Genomic DNA, 13443 nt, shown 5'->3' on the forward strand with positions numbered 1-13443 from the left:
GGTCCGACCGGGCCCGCCCACCGGCGCGTTCGGGGCCTCAGGGCAGCACGGCGATCCCGTCGAGCTCCACCAGAGCCGGTTCGTCCCAGAGCCGGACCGCCCCGATGACCGCCATCGCCGGATAGTCCCGTCCGGCCAGCCGCCGCCAGACGCGGCCCAGTTCGGAGGCGTGGGCGCGGTAGTCGGCGACATCGGTGGCGTACACGGTGACCCGGACCAGGTCCGCCGGGGCGCCGCCCGCCGCGCGCAGGGCGGTGAGCAGATTGGTGAGCGCCGTCGCGAACTGCTCGGGCAGGGTGCTGCCGGTGATCTTGCCGTCCGGGTCGAGGGCGGTCTGTCCGGCGAGGAAGACGAGCTGCCCGCCGGTGGCCGTGACGGCGTGCGAGAAGCCGGTGGGCGGGGCGAGTTCGGCCGGGTTGATCCGTTGGACAGGGCTCATGCGGGCGGCTCCGTGGTCGGGCGGGCGTACAGCTCCTTGGCGATGATCGTGCGCTGCACCTCGCTGGCGCCCTCGTAGATCCGCGGTGCGCGGACCTCCCGGTAGAGGTGTTCGAGGAGGTGGCCGCGGCGCAGGGCGCGGGCGCCGTGCAGTTGGACCGCCGCGTCGACGACGTACTGCGCGGTCTCGGTGGCGTACAGCTTGGCCATGGCCGCGCGCCGGGGTACGCCCGGTTCGCCCGCGTCGTGGGCCGCGGCGGCCGCGTACACCAGGAGGCGGGCGGCCTCGGTGCGGGTGGCCATCTCGGCGACCTGGTGGGAGACCGACTGGAGGTCGCGCAGCGGGCCCCCGAACGCGGTCCGTACGGCGGTGTGGGCCAGGGTCGCGTCCAGGGCGGCCCGTGCCATCCCCACGGCGAAGGCCCCGACGCTCGGCCGGAAGAGGTTGAGGGTGTTCATCGCGACCCGGAAGCCCCGGTCCGGTTCGCCGAGCATGTCGTCGGCGGTGACGGGTACGCCGTCGAAGTCCAGGGCGCCGATGGGGTGCGGGGAGAGCATGTCGAGGGCCGTTCCGGTGAGTCCCGGGCGGTCGGCGGGGACCAGGAACGCGGTGACGCCACGGGCCCCGGCGCCCTTCGTCGTGCGGGCGAAGACGGTGTAGAAGTCGGCCTCGGGGGCGTTGGAGATCCAGCACTTCTCGCCGGTCAGCCGCCAGCCGTCCGCGGTGTGCTCGGCGGCGAGGGACAGGGCCGCCGCGTCGGAGCCCGCGCCCGGCTCGCTCAGCGCGAAGGCGGCGACGGCGCGGCCGGCCCGGACCTCGGGGAGCCAGCGTTCACGGTGGGCCGGTGTGCCCGCCTGGACGATCGGCGAGGTGCCGAGGCCCTGGAGGGCGAGCGCGGTCTCGGCCTCGGTACAGCCGCGGGCCAGGGATTCCCGGAGCAGGCAGAGGTCGAGAGCACCGGAGCCCAGCATCCTGCCCAGCAGGCCGAGCTCCCCCAGGGCGGTGAGGAGAGGGCGGTTGACATGGCCGGGGTCGCCCTTCTCGGCGAGCGGGCGCAGCTGCTGATCGGCGAGGGCACGCAGTTCTTCACACCAGGCGGTTTGTGCCGGATCGAGGGAGAATACCGTCATACCGGCGCCTCTCTTGTCACGTCTTATCGCGGACCGTTGACTACCGTCACTCAAACGATACGCTCCAGAAGCGACAAGGGGGCGATCCTCGATGGAGCCGAATTCCTCGCCGAGTACGCATGTGTCCACTTCACCCGCCCGCGCCGCGAGCGGGCACACCGACACGTTTTCCCGCGATCATCTCCCGCCGCCCCACCAGTGGCCCGAGCTGGTCTTCGACCGCACCGAGCTGGGCTACCCGGACCGGCTGAACTGCGGGTACGAACTGCTCGACGCCACCATCGGCCATCTGGGCCCGGACCGCCCCGCCTTCCGCACCGACGACGGCACGGTCTGGAGCTACGGCGAACTGCGGGACCGGGTGGACCGGATCGCCCATGTCCTGACCAGTGATCTGGGCGTCCGCCCCGGAAACCGGGTGCTGCTGCGCGGCCCCACCACGCCCTGGCTGGCCGCCTGCTGGCTCGCGGTGATGAAGGCGGGCGCGGTCGCCGTCACCGTACTGGCGCAGGCGCGGTCCCAGGAGCTGGCCACGATCTGCTCGATGGCCGGGGCAAGCCACGCGCTGTGCGATGCCCGGTCGGCCGACGATCTACTGAAGGCCCAGGTCACGGGGGTGCGGATCACTATGTACGGAGGGGACGCGCCGGACGATCTGACCCGGCTCGCCGAGGCCCGCCCCGGCCCGTACGAGCCGGTGGACACCGCCGCCGACGATGTCGCGCTGATCGCGTTCACCTCGGGGACCACCGGTCGGCCCAAGGGCTGTATGCACTTCCACCGCGATGTCCTGGCCGTCGCGGACACCTTCTCCCGCCATGTGCTGCGCCCCGTCGCCGGCGACGTGTTCGCCGGGAGCCCGCCACTGGGCTTCACCTTCGGACTCGGCGGGCTGGTGATCTTTCCGCTGCGGGTGGGTGCCTCGTCGCTGCTTCTGGAGCAGTCGGGTCCGGAACAGCTGCTGCCCGCGCTCGCCCGGCACCGGGTCTCGGTGCTGTTCACCGCGCCGACCGCGTACCGCACCATGCTCGACCGGCTCGACGGCCACGACCTGTCCGCGCTGCGCCGCTGTGTGTCGGCCGGGGAGAACCTGCCCGCCGGCACCTGGCAGTCCTGGTACGAGCGGACCGGGCTGCGCATCATCAACGGCATCGGGGCCACCGAGCTGCTGCACATCTTCATCTCGGCCGCCGACGAGGCCATCCGTCCCGGCACCACCGGGGTCCCGGTACCGGGCTGGCAGGCGCGGGTGGTCGACGCGGACGGCGAGGAACTTCCCGACGGCGAACCGGGCCTGCTCGCCGTGCGCGGCCCCGTCGGCTGCCGCTATCTCACGGACCCCCGGCAGACGCAGTACGTGCGCGACGGCTGGAACATGACCGGCGACACCTATGTCCGCGAGCCGGACGGCTACTTCCGCTACGTCGCCCGCGCCGACGACATGATCATCTCCTCCGGCTACAACATCGCGGGCCCCGAGGTGGAGGAGGCCCTGCTGCGCCATCCGGAGGTGACGGAGGCCGCCGTGGTGGGCCGGGAGGACGCGCTGCGCGGCCAGATCGTGGTGGCGCACGTGGTCCTGCGGGAGGGTTCCACACTGTCGGCGGACTCCCTGCGCGCCTATATGAAGGGCACGCTGGCTCCGCACAAGTGCCCGCGCGTCTTCTCGTTCACGGCGGCCCTGCCGCGCACCGCGACCGGCAAGCTCCAGCGGTTCCGGCTGCGCGACGGGTCCGCCCCGCCCGGCTCCCGGGCTCTAGAGTGATCACGTGGCCGAGTTGCACACCCCCCGTTCCCTGATCGTCACCCTCTACGGTGCCTACGGTCGTTCCCCGGGCAATGCCCCGCTGCCGGTGGCCGAGCTGATCCGGCTGCTGGACGCCGTCGGTGTCGACGCCCCGTCCGTACGCTCCTCCGTGTCCCGGCTCAAACGCCGCGAGCTGCTGGTCCCGGCCCGTACGGCCGGGGGCGCGGCCGGATACGCGCTGTCGGCCGACGCCCGCCAACTGCTGGACGACGGCGACCGGCGGATCTACCGGCATCCGGCGCCCCGGCTCGCCGACGGCTGGGTGCTCGCGGTGTTCTCCGTCCCCGAAGCGGAGCGCCACAAGCGGCACTTGCTGCGTTCGCGGCTGTCCCGGCTGGGCTTCGGCACGGTGGCGCCCGGGGTGTGGATCGCGCCGGCCGCGCTGTACGAGGAGACCCGGCACACTCTGGAGCGGCTGGAACTCGCCCCGTATGTGGAGCTGTTCCGCGGGGAACACCTCGGTTTCGCCGTGACGCGGGAGTCGGTGGCGCGCTGGTGGGACCTGGACGCCGTCGCCCGGCTCCACATGGACTTCCTCCAGCGGCACGAACCGGTGCTGCGGGCCTGGGAGGACCGGTCGCGGGAGGATGCGGCGCCCGATCCGCGGGAGGCGTACCGCGACTATCTTCCGGCGCTGGACTCGTGGCGGCGGCTGCCGTACACGGACCCGGGGCTGCCGGAGGAGCTGTTGCCGAAGGAGTGGCCGGGGGGCCGCTCGGCGGAGGTCTTCGGGCTGCTGCACGAGCGGCTGCGGGACGCCGGGGAGCGGTTCGTACGGCAGTGACCCGGGCGGGGTGTACGGGCGGTGCCCGGTAGCCCGAGGGGTGTGCGGGCGGTGACCGGTTGCCCGGGGGTGTGTACGGGCGGTGGACCGCCGCCGCGCGAAATCCGGGTGCCGCGCGGTCCGCGTTCCCGGCAGGATGAGGCGTGACCTGGACCTTCACGGATGACGTAGACGCGTTCCTGGACGCGGCCGGTGCTTCGCTGTCCGCCCATCCCGCCGACAACAACCTGGTACTGACCGTCACGGCGACGCTGCGGCGCCGGGGCCCGCACGCCTACGGCGAGGGCGACCCGGTGCTCGGCTGGTGGCGCGGGACGGACGGTGAGGTGGCGGGGACGCTGGTGCGGACGCCGCCGTACCCGCCGATGCTGGGCCGGGTGGCACCGGAGGCGATCGGTCCGCTGGCCGACGTCCTGGGCCCGACGAGCATCAACGCGGACCGGGCGAGCGCCGAGGCCCTGGCCGCCGGGTGGCCGGGCCACCGGGTGGAGGTGGAGCAGCGGCTGTACCGGCTGGGCGAGTTGATCCCGCCGTCACCCGCGCCGCCGGGCCGGGCCAGGGCCGCCGCCCCCGCCGACCGGGACCTGCTCGTGGCCTGGCACCTGGCGTTCGCGGAGCAGGTCGGTCAGCCGGGCACCCATGCCGAGCGGCTCGTGGACGAGCGGACGGCGGACGGTGGGCTGACCCTCTGGGAGGACGACGGCGTCCCGGTGTCGATGGCGGGTGTCTCGCCCATGATCGCGGGGGCGGTGCGGGTGGCGGCGGTGTACACCCCGGCGGAGCACCGGGGGCGCGGTTACGCGGCCGCGGTGACGGCCGAGGTCAGCCGGGCGGCGCGGGCGGCGGGCGCGGCGGAGGTCCTGCTGTTCACGGACCTCGCGAATCCGACGAGCAACGGGGTGTACCGGCGCATCGGGTACGAGCCGGTGTCGGACCGGCTGCTGATCAGTGCGGAGGAGCGGCGTTGAGCGAGGGCCGGGAACCCGCGCCCGAGGCCGTGTGGCTGGTCGCCGCCAATGTGGTGCGGTGGCGCCGGTACGGGGATCTGGGCCAGGAACTGCGTCCGGGCACCAAGGCGTACCGGGGCGGCACCAAGGTGTACGTCATCGACACGTATGCGGGAATGGGGCATCAGCAGCTGACCGCGGTGGGACGCGGCAGGCACACCAGGCGCTTCATCACCATCGATACGGCCACCCGTCATCTGCACACCTTCCGGGCCCAGTTGGTGCACAGCCCGGCCGTGGTCACCCGGTCGGTGGGCACCGGACTTCCGCCGGGCAGCCGGGAGCGGACCGAGGAGCTGGCCGCCCTGCTGGAGCGGATCGCCCGGGAGGAGCGGCACGCCCATCACGCGGCGCCGCATCCGGTGCCCTGCCGCTGCCACGAGTGCCTGACGGCCGCCGAGTCCGCCGAGGCCGCCGAGTCCGCCGAGGAGGGCGCCGGGGGCGGGGACCGGGTCAGTCCAGCGTGAGCCTCGGCTTCGGTGCGTCCGTGCGGCCGGTCGGCGGGGGCCGGCTGCCCGCGCGGTACGGGAGGGGCCAGGGCGCGCCCGTACCGCTGTAGCCCTGGTCGGCGGCGGCGTGCAGCGTCCAGTGCGGGTCGTACAGGTGCGGGCGGGCCAGCGCGCAGAGGTCGGCGCGGCCCGCGAGCAGCAGCGAGTTGACGTCGTCCCAGGAGGAGATGGCGCCGACCGCGATGACGGGCACGTCCACGGTGTTGCGGATGCGATCGGCGTACGGGGTCTGGTAGGAGCGGCCGTACTCGGGGCGTTCGCCGGAAACGACCTGGCCGGTGGAGACGTCGATGGCGTCGGCGCCGTGTGCGGCGAAGGCGCGGGCGACGGTGAGGGCGTCCTCGGTGCTGGTGCCGCCCTCGGCCCAGTCGGTGGCGGAGATCCGGACGGTCATGGGCCGGTCGTCCGGCCAGACGGCGCGGACCGCGTCGAACACCTCCAGGGGGAAGCGGAGCCGGTTCTCGGCCGTCCCGCCGTAGGTGTCGGTGCGGTGGTTGGTGAGCGGGGAGAGGAAGCCGGAGAGCAGATAGCCGTGCGCGCAGTGGAGTTCGAGGAGGTCGAACCCGCAGTGGGCGGCGCGCCGGGCGGCGGCGGTGAACTGTTCGCGGACCGCGTCGAGTCCGGCCCGGTCCAGGGCCCGCGGGGTCTGGTTGACGCCCGGTGCGTACGGGATCGGGGAGGCGGCGGAGACCGGCCAGTTGCCCTCGTCGAGCGGCTGGTCGATGCCCTCCCACATCAGCTTGGTGGAGCCCTTGCGGCCGGAGTGGCCGAGCTGGACGCCGATCGCGGCGCCGGGCGCGGAGGTGTGCACGAAGTCGGTGATCCGGGTCCAGGCGGTGGCCTGTTCGTCGGTGTAGAGACCGGCGCAGCCGGGGGTGATCCGGCCCTCGGGGCTGACGCACACCATCTCGGTCATGGTGAGTCCGGCGCCGCCGAGTGCGCGTGCGCCCAGGTGGACGAGGTGGAAGTCGCCGGGGACCCCGTCGACGGCGGAGTACATGTCCATGGGCGAGACGACGACGCGGTTGCGCAGTTCGAGGCCGCGCAGCCGCAGCGGGGTGAACATCGGCGGGGTGCCGGGCGGGCAGCCGAACTCCTCCTGGACGGCGGCGGTGAACGAGGCGTCGCGCAGCCGCAGGTTGTCGTGGGTGACGCGGCGGCTGCGGGTGAGCAGGTTGAACGCGAAGCGGCGGGGCGGCTGGTCCACATAGGTGGCCAGCTCCTCGAACCAGCGCAGGCTGGCCGCGGCGGCGCGCTGGGTGGAGGCGACGACGGGGCGGCGCTCGGTCTCGTACGCGGCCAGGGCGGTGGGCAGGTCGGGCTGTTCCTCGATGCAGGCGGCGAGCGCGAGGGCGTCCTCGACGGCCAGTTTGGTGCCGGAGCCGATGGAGAAGTGCGCGGTGTGGGCGGCGTCCCCGATGAGGACCGTGTTGCCGTGCGACCAGCGGCTGTTGACGACGGTACGGAAGGTGAGCCAGGAGGAGTTGTTGGTGCGCAGGGGCCTGCCGTCCAGGGCCTCGGCGAAGGTCTTGGCGCAGCGTGCGGTGGACTCGGCGGGGTCGGCGGTGTCGAGTCCGGCGGCCCGCCAGACCTCTTCGCGCATCTCGACGATGGCGGTGGAGGCGCCGGCCGAGAAGGGGTAGGCGTGCAGTTGCTGCACTCCGTGCTCGGTCTCGGCGATCTCGAAGCGGAAGGCGTCCAGGGCGAAGTCGGCGGCGAGCCAGATGTAGCGGTTGCGGTGCGTGGTGAGGTGCGGGCCGAAGGCGTCGGCGCCGGCCTCGCGGGTGGCGCTGTGCACCCCGTCGGCGGCGATGACCAGGTCGTAGCGGGTGGCGAGTTCGGCGGCGGGCGGCGCCTGGGTGCGGAAGCGGAGGTGCACGCCGAGGGACGCGCAGCGGGCGTGCAGGATCTCCAGGAGACGGCGGCGGCCGAGTGCGGCGAAGCCGTGGCCGCCCGAGGTGTGGGTGCGGCCCCGGTGGACGATGTCGATGGTGTCCCAGCGGACGAATTCCTCGCTCAGGTCCCGGTACACCGCGGGGTCGGCGTGCTCGATGCCGCCGAGGGTCTCGTCGGAGAGGACGACGCCGAAGCCAAAAGTGTCGTCGGGGGCGTTGCGTTCCCAGACGGTGATGTCGCGTCGCGGGTCGAGCCGTTTGAGGAGGGCCGCGGCGTAGAGCCCGCCGGGCCCGCCGCCGATGACCGCGATCCGCCGGACGGCGGCCGCCACGGCGCTACCGCCCCTGCCACTTCGGCGGCCGCTTCTCGGTGAAGGCGGCATGGAATTCGGCGTAGTCCTCGCCGTGCATCAGCAGGGCCTGGGTCGCCGCGTCCATTTCGACGGCGGCGGCCAGCGGCATGTCGAGTTCGGCGGTGAGCAGGGCCTTGGTCTGGGCGAGTGCGAGGGCGGGCCCGTCGGCGAGGCGGCGGGCGAGGGCCGCGGCGCGGGCGTCGGCCTGCCCCTCCTCGGCCAGTTCGCTGATCAGTCCGATACGTTCGGCTTCGGGTGCGCGGACGGCTTCGCCGAGCATCAGCAGCCGGGTGGCGTGGCCGAGGCCGACGACGCGCGGCAGGAGGTAGGCGGCACCCATGTCGCCGCCGGAGAGGCCGACGCGGGTGAACAGGAAGGCGAAGCGGGCGGACGGGTCGGCGATCCGGAAGTCGGCGGCCAGCGCCAGGACGGCACCGGCACCCGCGGCGACCCCGTGCACGGCCGCGACGACCGGGAAGGGGCACTCGCGCAGGGCCCGTACGACCTGTCCGGTCATCCGGTTGAAGTCGAGGAGCTGCGCGGTGTCCATCGCGAGGGTGGCGCCGATGATCTCGTCGACGTCGCCGCCGGAGCAGAATCCGCGCCCCTCACCGGCGAGCACGAGGGCGCGCACGGAGCGTTCCGTGGACAGTTCGGCGAGGAGGTCACGCAGATCGGCGTAGGCGCCGAAGGTGAGCGCGTTGAGTTTTTCCGGCCGGGCGAGAGTGACGGTGGCCACACCGTCGTGTCTGGTCAGCCGCAGATGGCGCCAGTCCTCCGTGCGCGGGGCGGAGCTGGGAAAAGGGCTCATGGCGGCGGTCCCCTTCAGCCGTCGGGCTGCTGGATGGCACTGCGCGGGTCTCGTTCCGCCTTCGAAACTATCATCCGTACGTGACTACCGTCACGAGCACGCAATACCCCGGCCATGAGACTGTTGGTGCCGAAGGTCCCGTTTGTACCGGTCGGCCGCCCCTATGTCCTTGCCCTTTCGGTTCGTAAGGTTGAAAACAGGAAGTCTCGCTCCGGGACCTCCGGGTCCGGGGCATCCGGGCCCGAGAAGTACCGCTCCGAGGAAGTCCCGCTCCCGAAACGGAAACCAGCCGTGCCGCCCGACGTCCCAGTCCCCGCCTCCTGGCGCATCACCCTGCCGCACTCCACGGCCGCCGTACCGATCGCCCGCGCCCTCATCCGCACCGCGCTGTCGGACATCGACGCCCCGGCCGACAGCGACACCGCCGAACTCCTCACCGCCGAGCTGGTCGCCAACGCCGTCGAGCACACCCGCGGCCACGACCCCATCGAGCTGGTGGTGGAGCTCCTGCCGAGCGGCTGCCAGGTCGAGGTCCACGACCACGATCCGGCCCCGCCGGGCGACCTGTCCCGTCCGCGGCCCGGCTCCGAGCCCGACCCATGGCAGGAACACGGCCGCGGCCTGCTCCTGATCCGCACCCTCAGCTCCGCCTGCGGTCACCGCACCACGGAACACGGCAAGGCGGTCTGGTTCACCCTCCCGGGGCTGCCGGCCCAGCCGGGCCCGTCGCCCCTGAGCTGACCGTCGCCCCTGAGCCGGCCAGCCGCGAACGGCCGCGCCCGTAGCAGGCGTACAGCAGCGAACCGGCCGCCAGGAAGACCGCGAACTGCAGCCAGGTCGTCCAGCCCGTCCCGTACATCAGATACAGGCAGAAGGCGACGCCCAGCACGGGGCTCACGGGGTACAGCGGCACCCGGAAGCTGCGCTTCAGCTCCGGCTCGCGACGACGGAGCACCATGACCGCGACATTCACCGCGACCATGGTGGCCAGCGTGCCGATGGTCGTCAGGTTCACGACGACGTCCAGCGACGCGAAGGCCGCCGGGACCGCGAAGACGGTGGCCACGATCCAGGTGTTGGCGACGGGGGTACGGGTCCTGGGCGAGACGCGTTCGAAGACGCGCGGGATCAGCCCGTCGCGGGACATCGACATCAGGACGCGGGTCTGCCCGTACATCACCGCGAGCACCACGGACGCGATCGCGACGACCGCGCCGAAGGCGATGATCCCGCCGCCCACGGTGGAATCGGTGACCTGATTGACGATCAGGGAGAGCGCGGCCGGTTTGTCGGAGACCGCGTCGGCGCCCAGCGCACCGATGGCCGAGACCGCCACCGCGCAGTAGAGCAGGGTGACGACACCGATGCAGATCATGATGGCGATCGGGATGTTCCGGCGGGGGTTCTTGACCTCCTCGCCCGCGGTGGTGATGGCGTCGAAGCCGATGTACGAGAAGAACGCCAGCGACGCTCCGGCGGTGATCCCGCCCAGCCCCTCGCCCGCGAACGGGGTGAGGTTCCCGTCCTCGAACGCGCTGAAGGCGATCGCGCAGAAGGCGGCCAGGATGCCGATCTTGAGGACCGCCATCGCCGCCGTCGCGGTGGCGCTCTCCCGGACACCGCGTACCAGCAGGGTGGCGGCCATCATGATCACCACGATCGCGGGCAGATTGACCACACCGCCGTCGCCGGGCCCCGAGGACAGTACGGCGGGCAGTTCCCACCCGATGAGGCTGTTGAGCAGTTCGTTGACGTACTGGCTCCAGCCGACCGCGACGGCGGAGACCGAGACTCCGTACTCCAGCAGCAGGCACCAGCCGACCAGGAACGCGGTGCGCTCGCCCAGAGCGGCGTAGGCGAAGGAGTAGGAGCTGCCGGAGACCGGGATGGCGCCGCCCAGCTCGGCGAAGGAGAAGGCGGTGAAGATGCAGGTGACGGCGGCGAGGACGAAGGACAGCACGACGGCCGGTCCGGCCTCGGAGACGCTGTCGGAGAGCCCGACGAAGATGCCGGTACCGACGATGGCACCGACCCCGAAACAGACCAGCTGGAACAGGCCCATGGACCGGCTGAGGCCGTGCCCCTCCAGGTCGGCGCCCGACTCGGCTACCAGCTGATCGGGGCTCTTGCGGCGCAGACCGGAACTCATGCGGGGTGTCTCTTCTCTGGTGGCGCAGGTGACGCGTGTGGGGGGAGCCTGCGCGCGGAGCCGTGGGGACTCCGGGGCGGCACATGGCAAGGGGGTCCGAGCGTGCGAGCTCGAACCCCACCAAGAGGTGACATCGTAGCCACCTCCGCGCATATTCACCCAATCCGGCGCATGGCCATGCGGCTGATGGACGCCCGCCGCATGGCCGTGCGGCGCGTGCCTACCGGCCGCCCGCGAGTGTGGCCACCAGAACGGCCTTGATCGTGTGCATGCGGTTCTCCGCCTCGTCGAACACGACCGAGTGCGCGGACTCGAAGACCTCGTCGCTGACCTCCAGCTCGCTCAGCCCGTGGGCATCGTGGATCTCCCGGCCGAGCTTGGTGCCGAGGTCGTGGAAGGCCGGGAGGCAGTGCAGGAACTTCACCTCGGCATTCCCGGTGGACCGCAGGACGTCCATGGTCACGGCGTACGGCCAGAGGGCCGCGATGCGCTCCGCCCAGACCTCCTTGGGCTCCCCCATGGAGACCCAGACGTCGGTGGCGATGAAGTCGCATCCCCGGACGCCCTCGGTGATGTCCTCGGTGAGGGTGACCACAGCGCCGCTCTCCAGGGCCAGCTCGCGCGCGCGGGCGACGACGTCCTCGCTCGGCCAGTAGGCCTCGGGGGCCACGATCCGTACGTCCATGCCGAGCAGCGCACCGGTGATCAGGTAGGAGTTGCCCATGTTGAAGCGGGCGTCACCGAGGTAGGCGAAGGTGATCCGGTCCAGCGGCTTCTCGCTGTGCTCGGTCATCGTGAGCACATCGGCGAGCATCTGCGTGGGGTGCCAGTCGTCGGTGAGCCCGTTGAAGACGGGGACGCCGCCATGGGCGGCCAGGTCCTCCACGGTCTGCTGACTGTCGCCCCGGTACTCGATGCCGTCGAACATCCGGCCGAGGACGCGGGCGGTGTCCTTCGTCGACTCCTTGTGACCCATCTGCGAACCGGAGGGATCGAGGTAGGTGGTGGACGCGCCCTGATCGGCGGCGGCGACCTCGAAGGCGCAACGGGTGCGGGTGGAGGTCTTCTCGAAGATCAGCGCGATGTTCCTGCCCCGCAGCCGCTGGACCTCGTCGCCCGCCTTCTTGGCCGCCTTGAGCTCGGCGGCCAGGGAGATCAGGCCGCGGAACTCCTCGGCCGTGAAGTCCAGCTCCTTGAGGAAGTGGCGGCCTGCGAGGTCTATGGCCATGATGACTGCTCCTGGGTCGGGCGGGGATCGCGTCGTACGGTAATCCTGGAAGTCTATACGACGCATTGCATTGCTATACAGGATCCCGTTCCACGGGACAGCTCATGCAGCGCGGCCCGCCCCTCCCCCGGCCCAGTTCACTGCCGCGGATCTCGATGACCTCGATGCCCTGCTTGCGCAGATGGGTGTTGGTGGTGGCGTTGCGCTCGTACGCGACGACGACGCCCGGCTCGACGGCCAGCACATTGCAGCCGTCGTCCCACTGCTCGCGCTCGGCCGCGTGGACGTCCTGGGTGGCGGTGAGGACCCGGATCGAGTCGAGGCCCAGCGCGGCGGCGATGGCCCGGTGCATGTGCTCGGGCGGATGATCGGTGACCTTCAGCTCACGGGGACCGGCGCCGGGCTCGATCGTGTACGAGCGGAGCATCCCGAGCCCCGCGTACTGGGTGAACGTGTCGCCGTCGATCATCGTCATCACCGTGTCCAGGTGCATGAACGCGCGGCGCTTGGGCATGTCGAGCGCCACGATCGTCCGCGCGGACCCGGCGTCGAAGAGTCCCCGGGCCAGCATCTCCACGGCCTGCGGTGTCGTGCGCTCGCTCATCCCGATCAGTACGGCGCCGCGGCCGATGACCAGCACGTCACCGCCCTCGATCGTGGAGGGGTAGTCGTCCTGCCCCTCCGACCAGTGGTGGAAGGCGCCCGCCTCGGGGCCGGTGAAGAGCGGGTGGTGGCGGTAGATCGCCTCGAAGTGGACGGTCTCGCGCTGCCGGGCCGGCCAGCGCATCGCGTTGATGGACACCCCGTCGTAGATCCAGGCCGAGGTGTCGCGGGTGAAGAGATGGTTGGGCAGCGGGCCGAGCAGGAAGTCGTCCAGATCCATGACGTGGAAGCGGACGGAGGTCGGCTCGCTGTGCCGGGCCAGGAACTCCCGCTTGGTCATCCCGCCGACCAGCGCCTCGGCCAGCTCGGCGGAGGGCAGCTCCTCGAAGGCGGCCCGCAGATGCTCGGTGGCGAGCGGGCCGTACTCCTTCTCGTCGAAGACCCGGTCGAGGACGAGCCGCCGGGCCGCCGGGATGTCCAGGGACTCCTGGAGCAGATCGCCGAACAGATGCACCGCCACACCGCGCTCGCGCAGCACATCGGCGAACCCGTCGTGCTCCTGCCGTGCGCGGCGCACCCACAGCACATCGTCGAAGAGCAGTGCCTTCTTGTTACTGGGGGTGAGCCGCTTCAGCTCCAGATCGGGGCGGTGCAGTATGACGCGGCGCAGCCGCCCGGCCTCGGAGTCGACGTGGAATCCCATGCCTCCATCCTCACCGCGCGGGGGG

The 13443-nt window shown here is 72.0% G+C and carries 12 protein-coding genes; 5 read left to right on the top strand and 7 right to left on the bottom strand.

All coding sequences use genetic code 11. From position 1 onward, the window contains the following. Positions 1 to 37: 37 nt before the first annotated feature. Both A6A29_RS16660 and A6A29_RS16665 read right to left on the bottom strand, forming a co-directional pair. Positions 38 to 439: a RidA family protein gene (locus A6A29_RS16660; RefSeq protein WP_073720871.1), complete on the bottom strand. Its 402-nt coding sequence runs from the start codon at positions 437 to 439 to the stop codon at positions 38 to 40. After that, a complete protein-coding gene (locus A6A29_RS16665; protein ID WP_073720872.1) occupies positions 436 to 1569 on the bottom strand; it encodes an acyl-CoA dehydrogenase family protein in 1134 nt (377 codons plus the stop codon). The genes A6A29_RS16660 and A6A29_RS16665 overlap by 4 nt, the downstream gene beginning before the upstream one ends. A 91-nt stretch (positions 1570 to 1660) precedes the next feature. Here A6A29_RS16665 and A6A29_RS16670 point away from each other — a divergent pair, with 91 nt between their 5' ends. The 4 genes from A6A29_RS16670 (at position 1661) to A6A29_RS16685 (ending at position 5634) form a co-directional block, all read left to right on the top strand. Beyond that, positions 1661 to 3334 (top strand): AMP-binding protein, encoded by a 1674-nt coding sequence (locus A6A29_RS16670; protein ID WP_073720873.1) that lies wholly within the window; start codon positions 1661 to 1663, stop codon positions 3332 to 3334. 4 nt (positions 3335 to 3338) lie between these two features. Continuing rightward, the gene (locus A6A29_RS16675) at positions 3339 to 4160 is read left to right on the top strand and encodes a PaaX family transcriptional regulator (RefSeq protein WP_073720874.1); all 822 of its coding nucleotides are present in this window, start codon (positions 3339 to 3341) and stop codon (positions 4158 to 4160) included. A 143-nt stretch (positions 4161 to 4303) separates the two neighbouring features. Then, on the top strand, positions 4304 to 5128 hold the full coding sequence (locus A6A29_RS16680; RefSeq protein ID WP_073720875.1) for a GNAT family N-acetyltransferase: 825 nt from the start codon (positions 4304 to 4306) through the stop codon (positions 5126 to 5128). Further along, positions 5125 to 5634, top strand: coding sequence for a hypothetical protein (locus A6A29_RS16685; protein ID WP_073720876.1), 510 nt, complete (start codon positions 5125 to 5127; stop codon positions 5632 to 5634). The genes A6A29_RS16680 and A6A29_RS16685 overlap by 4 nt, the downstream gene beginning before the upstream one ends. Here the strand turns inward: A6A29_RS16685 and A6A29_RS16690 are convergent. Beyond that, positions 5621 to 7954: a bifunctional salicylyl-CoA 5-hydroxylase/oxidoreductase gene (locus A6A29_RS16690; RefSeq protein ID WP_079182792.1), complete on the bottom strand. Its 2334-nt coding sequence runs from the start codon at positions 7952 to 7954 to the stop codon at positions 5621 to 5623. The two genes, A6A29_RS16685 and A6A29_RS16690, sit on opposite strands and share 14 nt — an antisense overlap. Then, positions 7908 to 8735, bottom strand: a complete 828-nt coding sequence (locus A6A29_RS16695; RefSeq protein WP_073720878.1) for an enoyl-CoA hydratase family protein — start codon at positions 8733 to 8735, stop codon at positions 7908 to 7910. Before A6A29_RS16695 ends, A6A29_RS16690 begins: the two co-directional genes overlap by 47 nt. A gap of 291 nt (positions 8736 to 9026) precedes the next feature. Between A6A29_RS16695 and A6A29_RS16700 the strand changes: the two genes are divergently transcribed. Continuing rightward, on the top strand, positions 9027 to 9476 hold the full coding sequence (locus tag A6A29_RS16700) for an ATP-binding protein (protein WP_073720879.1): 450 nt from the start codon (positions 9027 to 9029) through the stop codon (positions 9474 to 9476). Here A6A29_RS16700 and A6A29_RS16705 read toward each other — a convergent pair. The 3 genes from A6A29_RS16705 to A6A29_RS16715 form a co-directional block, all read right to left on the bottom strand. Beyond that, entirely contained in the window at positions 9427 to 10884 is a 1458-nt protein-coding gene (locus tag A6A29_RS16705; RefSeq protein ID WP_073720880.1) for an amino acid permease, read from the bottom strand. The genes A6A29_RS16700 and A6A29_RS16705 overlap by 50 nt on opposite strands. Positions 10885 to 11104: 220 nt before the next feature. Next, positions 11105 to 12112 (bottom strand): ornithine carbamoyltransferase, encoded by a 1008-nt coding sequence (argF, locus tag A6A29_RS16710; RefSeq protein WP_073720881.1) that lies wholly within the window; start codon positions 12110 to 12112, stop codon positions 11105 to 11107. Positions 12113 to 12185: 73 nt separating this feature from the next. After that, positions 12186 to 13418, bottom strand: a complete 1233-nt coding sequence (locus A6A29_RS16715; protein ID WP_073720882.1) for an arginine deiminase — start codon at positions 13416 to 13418, stop codon at positions 12186 to 12188. Between the last annotated feature and the right edge of the window lie 25 nt (positions 13419 to 13443).

Source organism: Streptomyces sp. TSRI0281 (assembly GCF_001905125.1).
GTDB lineage: Bacteria > Actinomycetota > Actinomycetes > Streptomycetales > Streptomycetaceae > Streptomyces.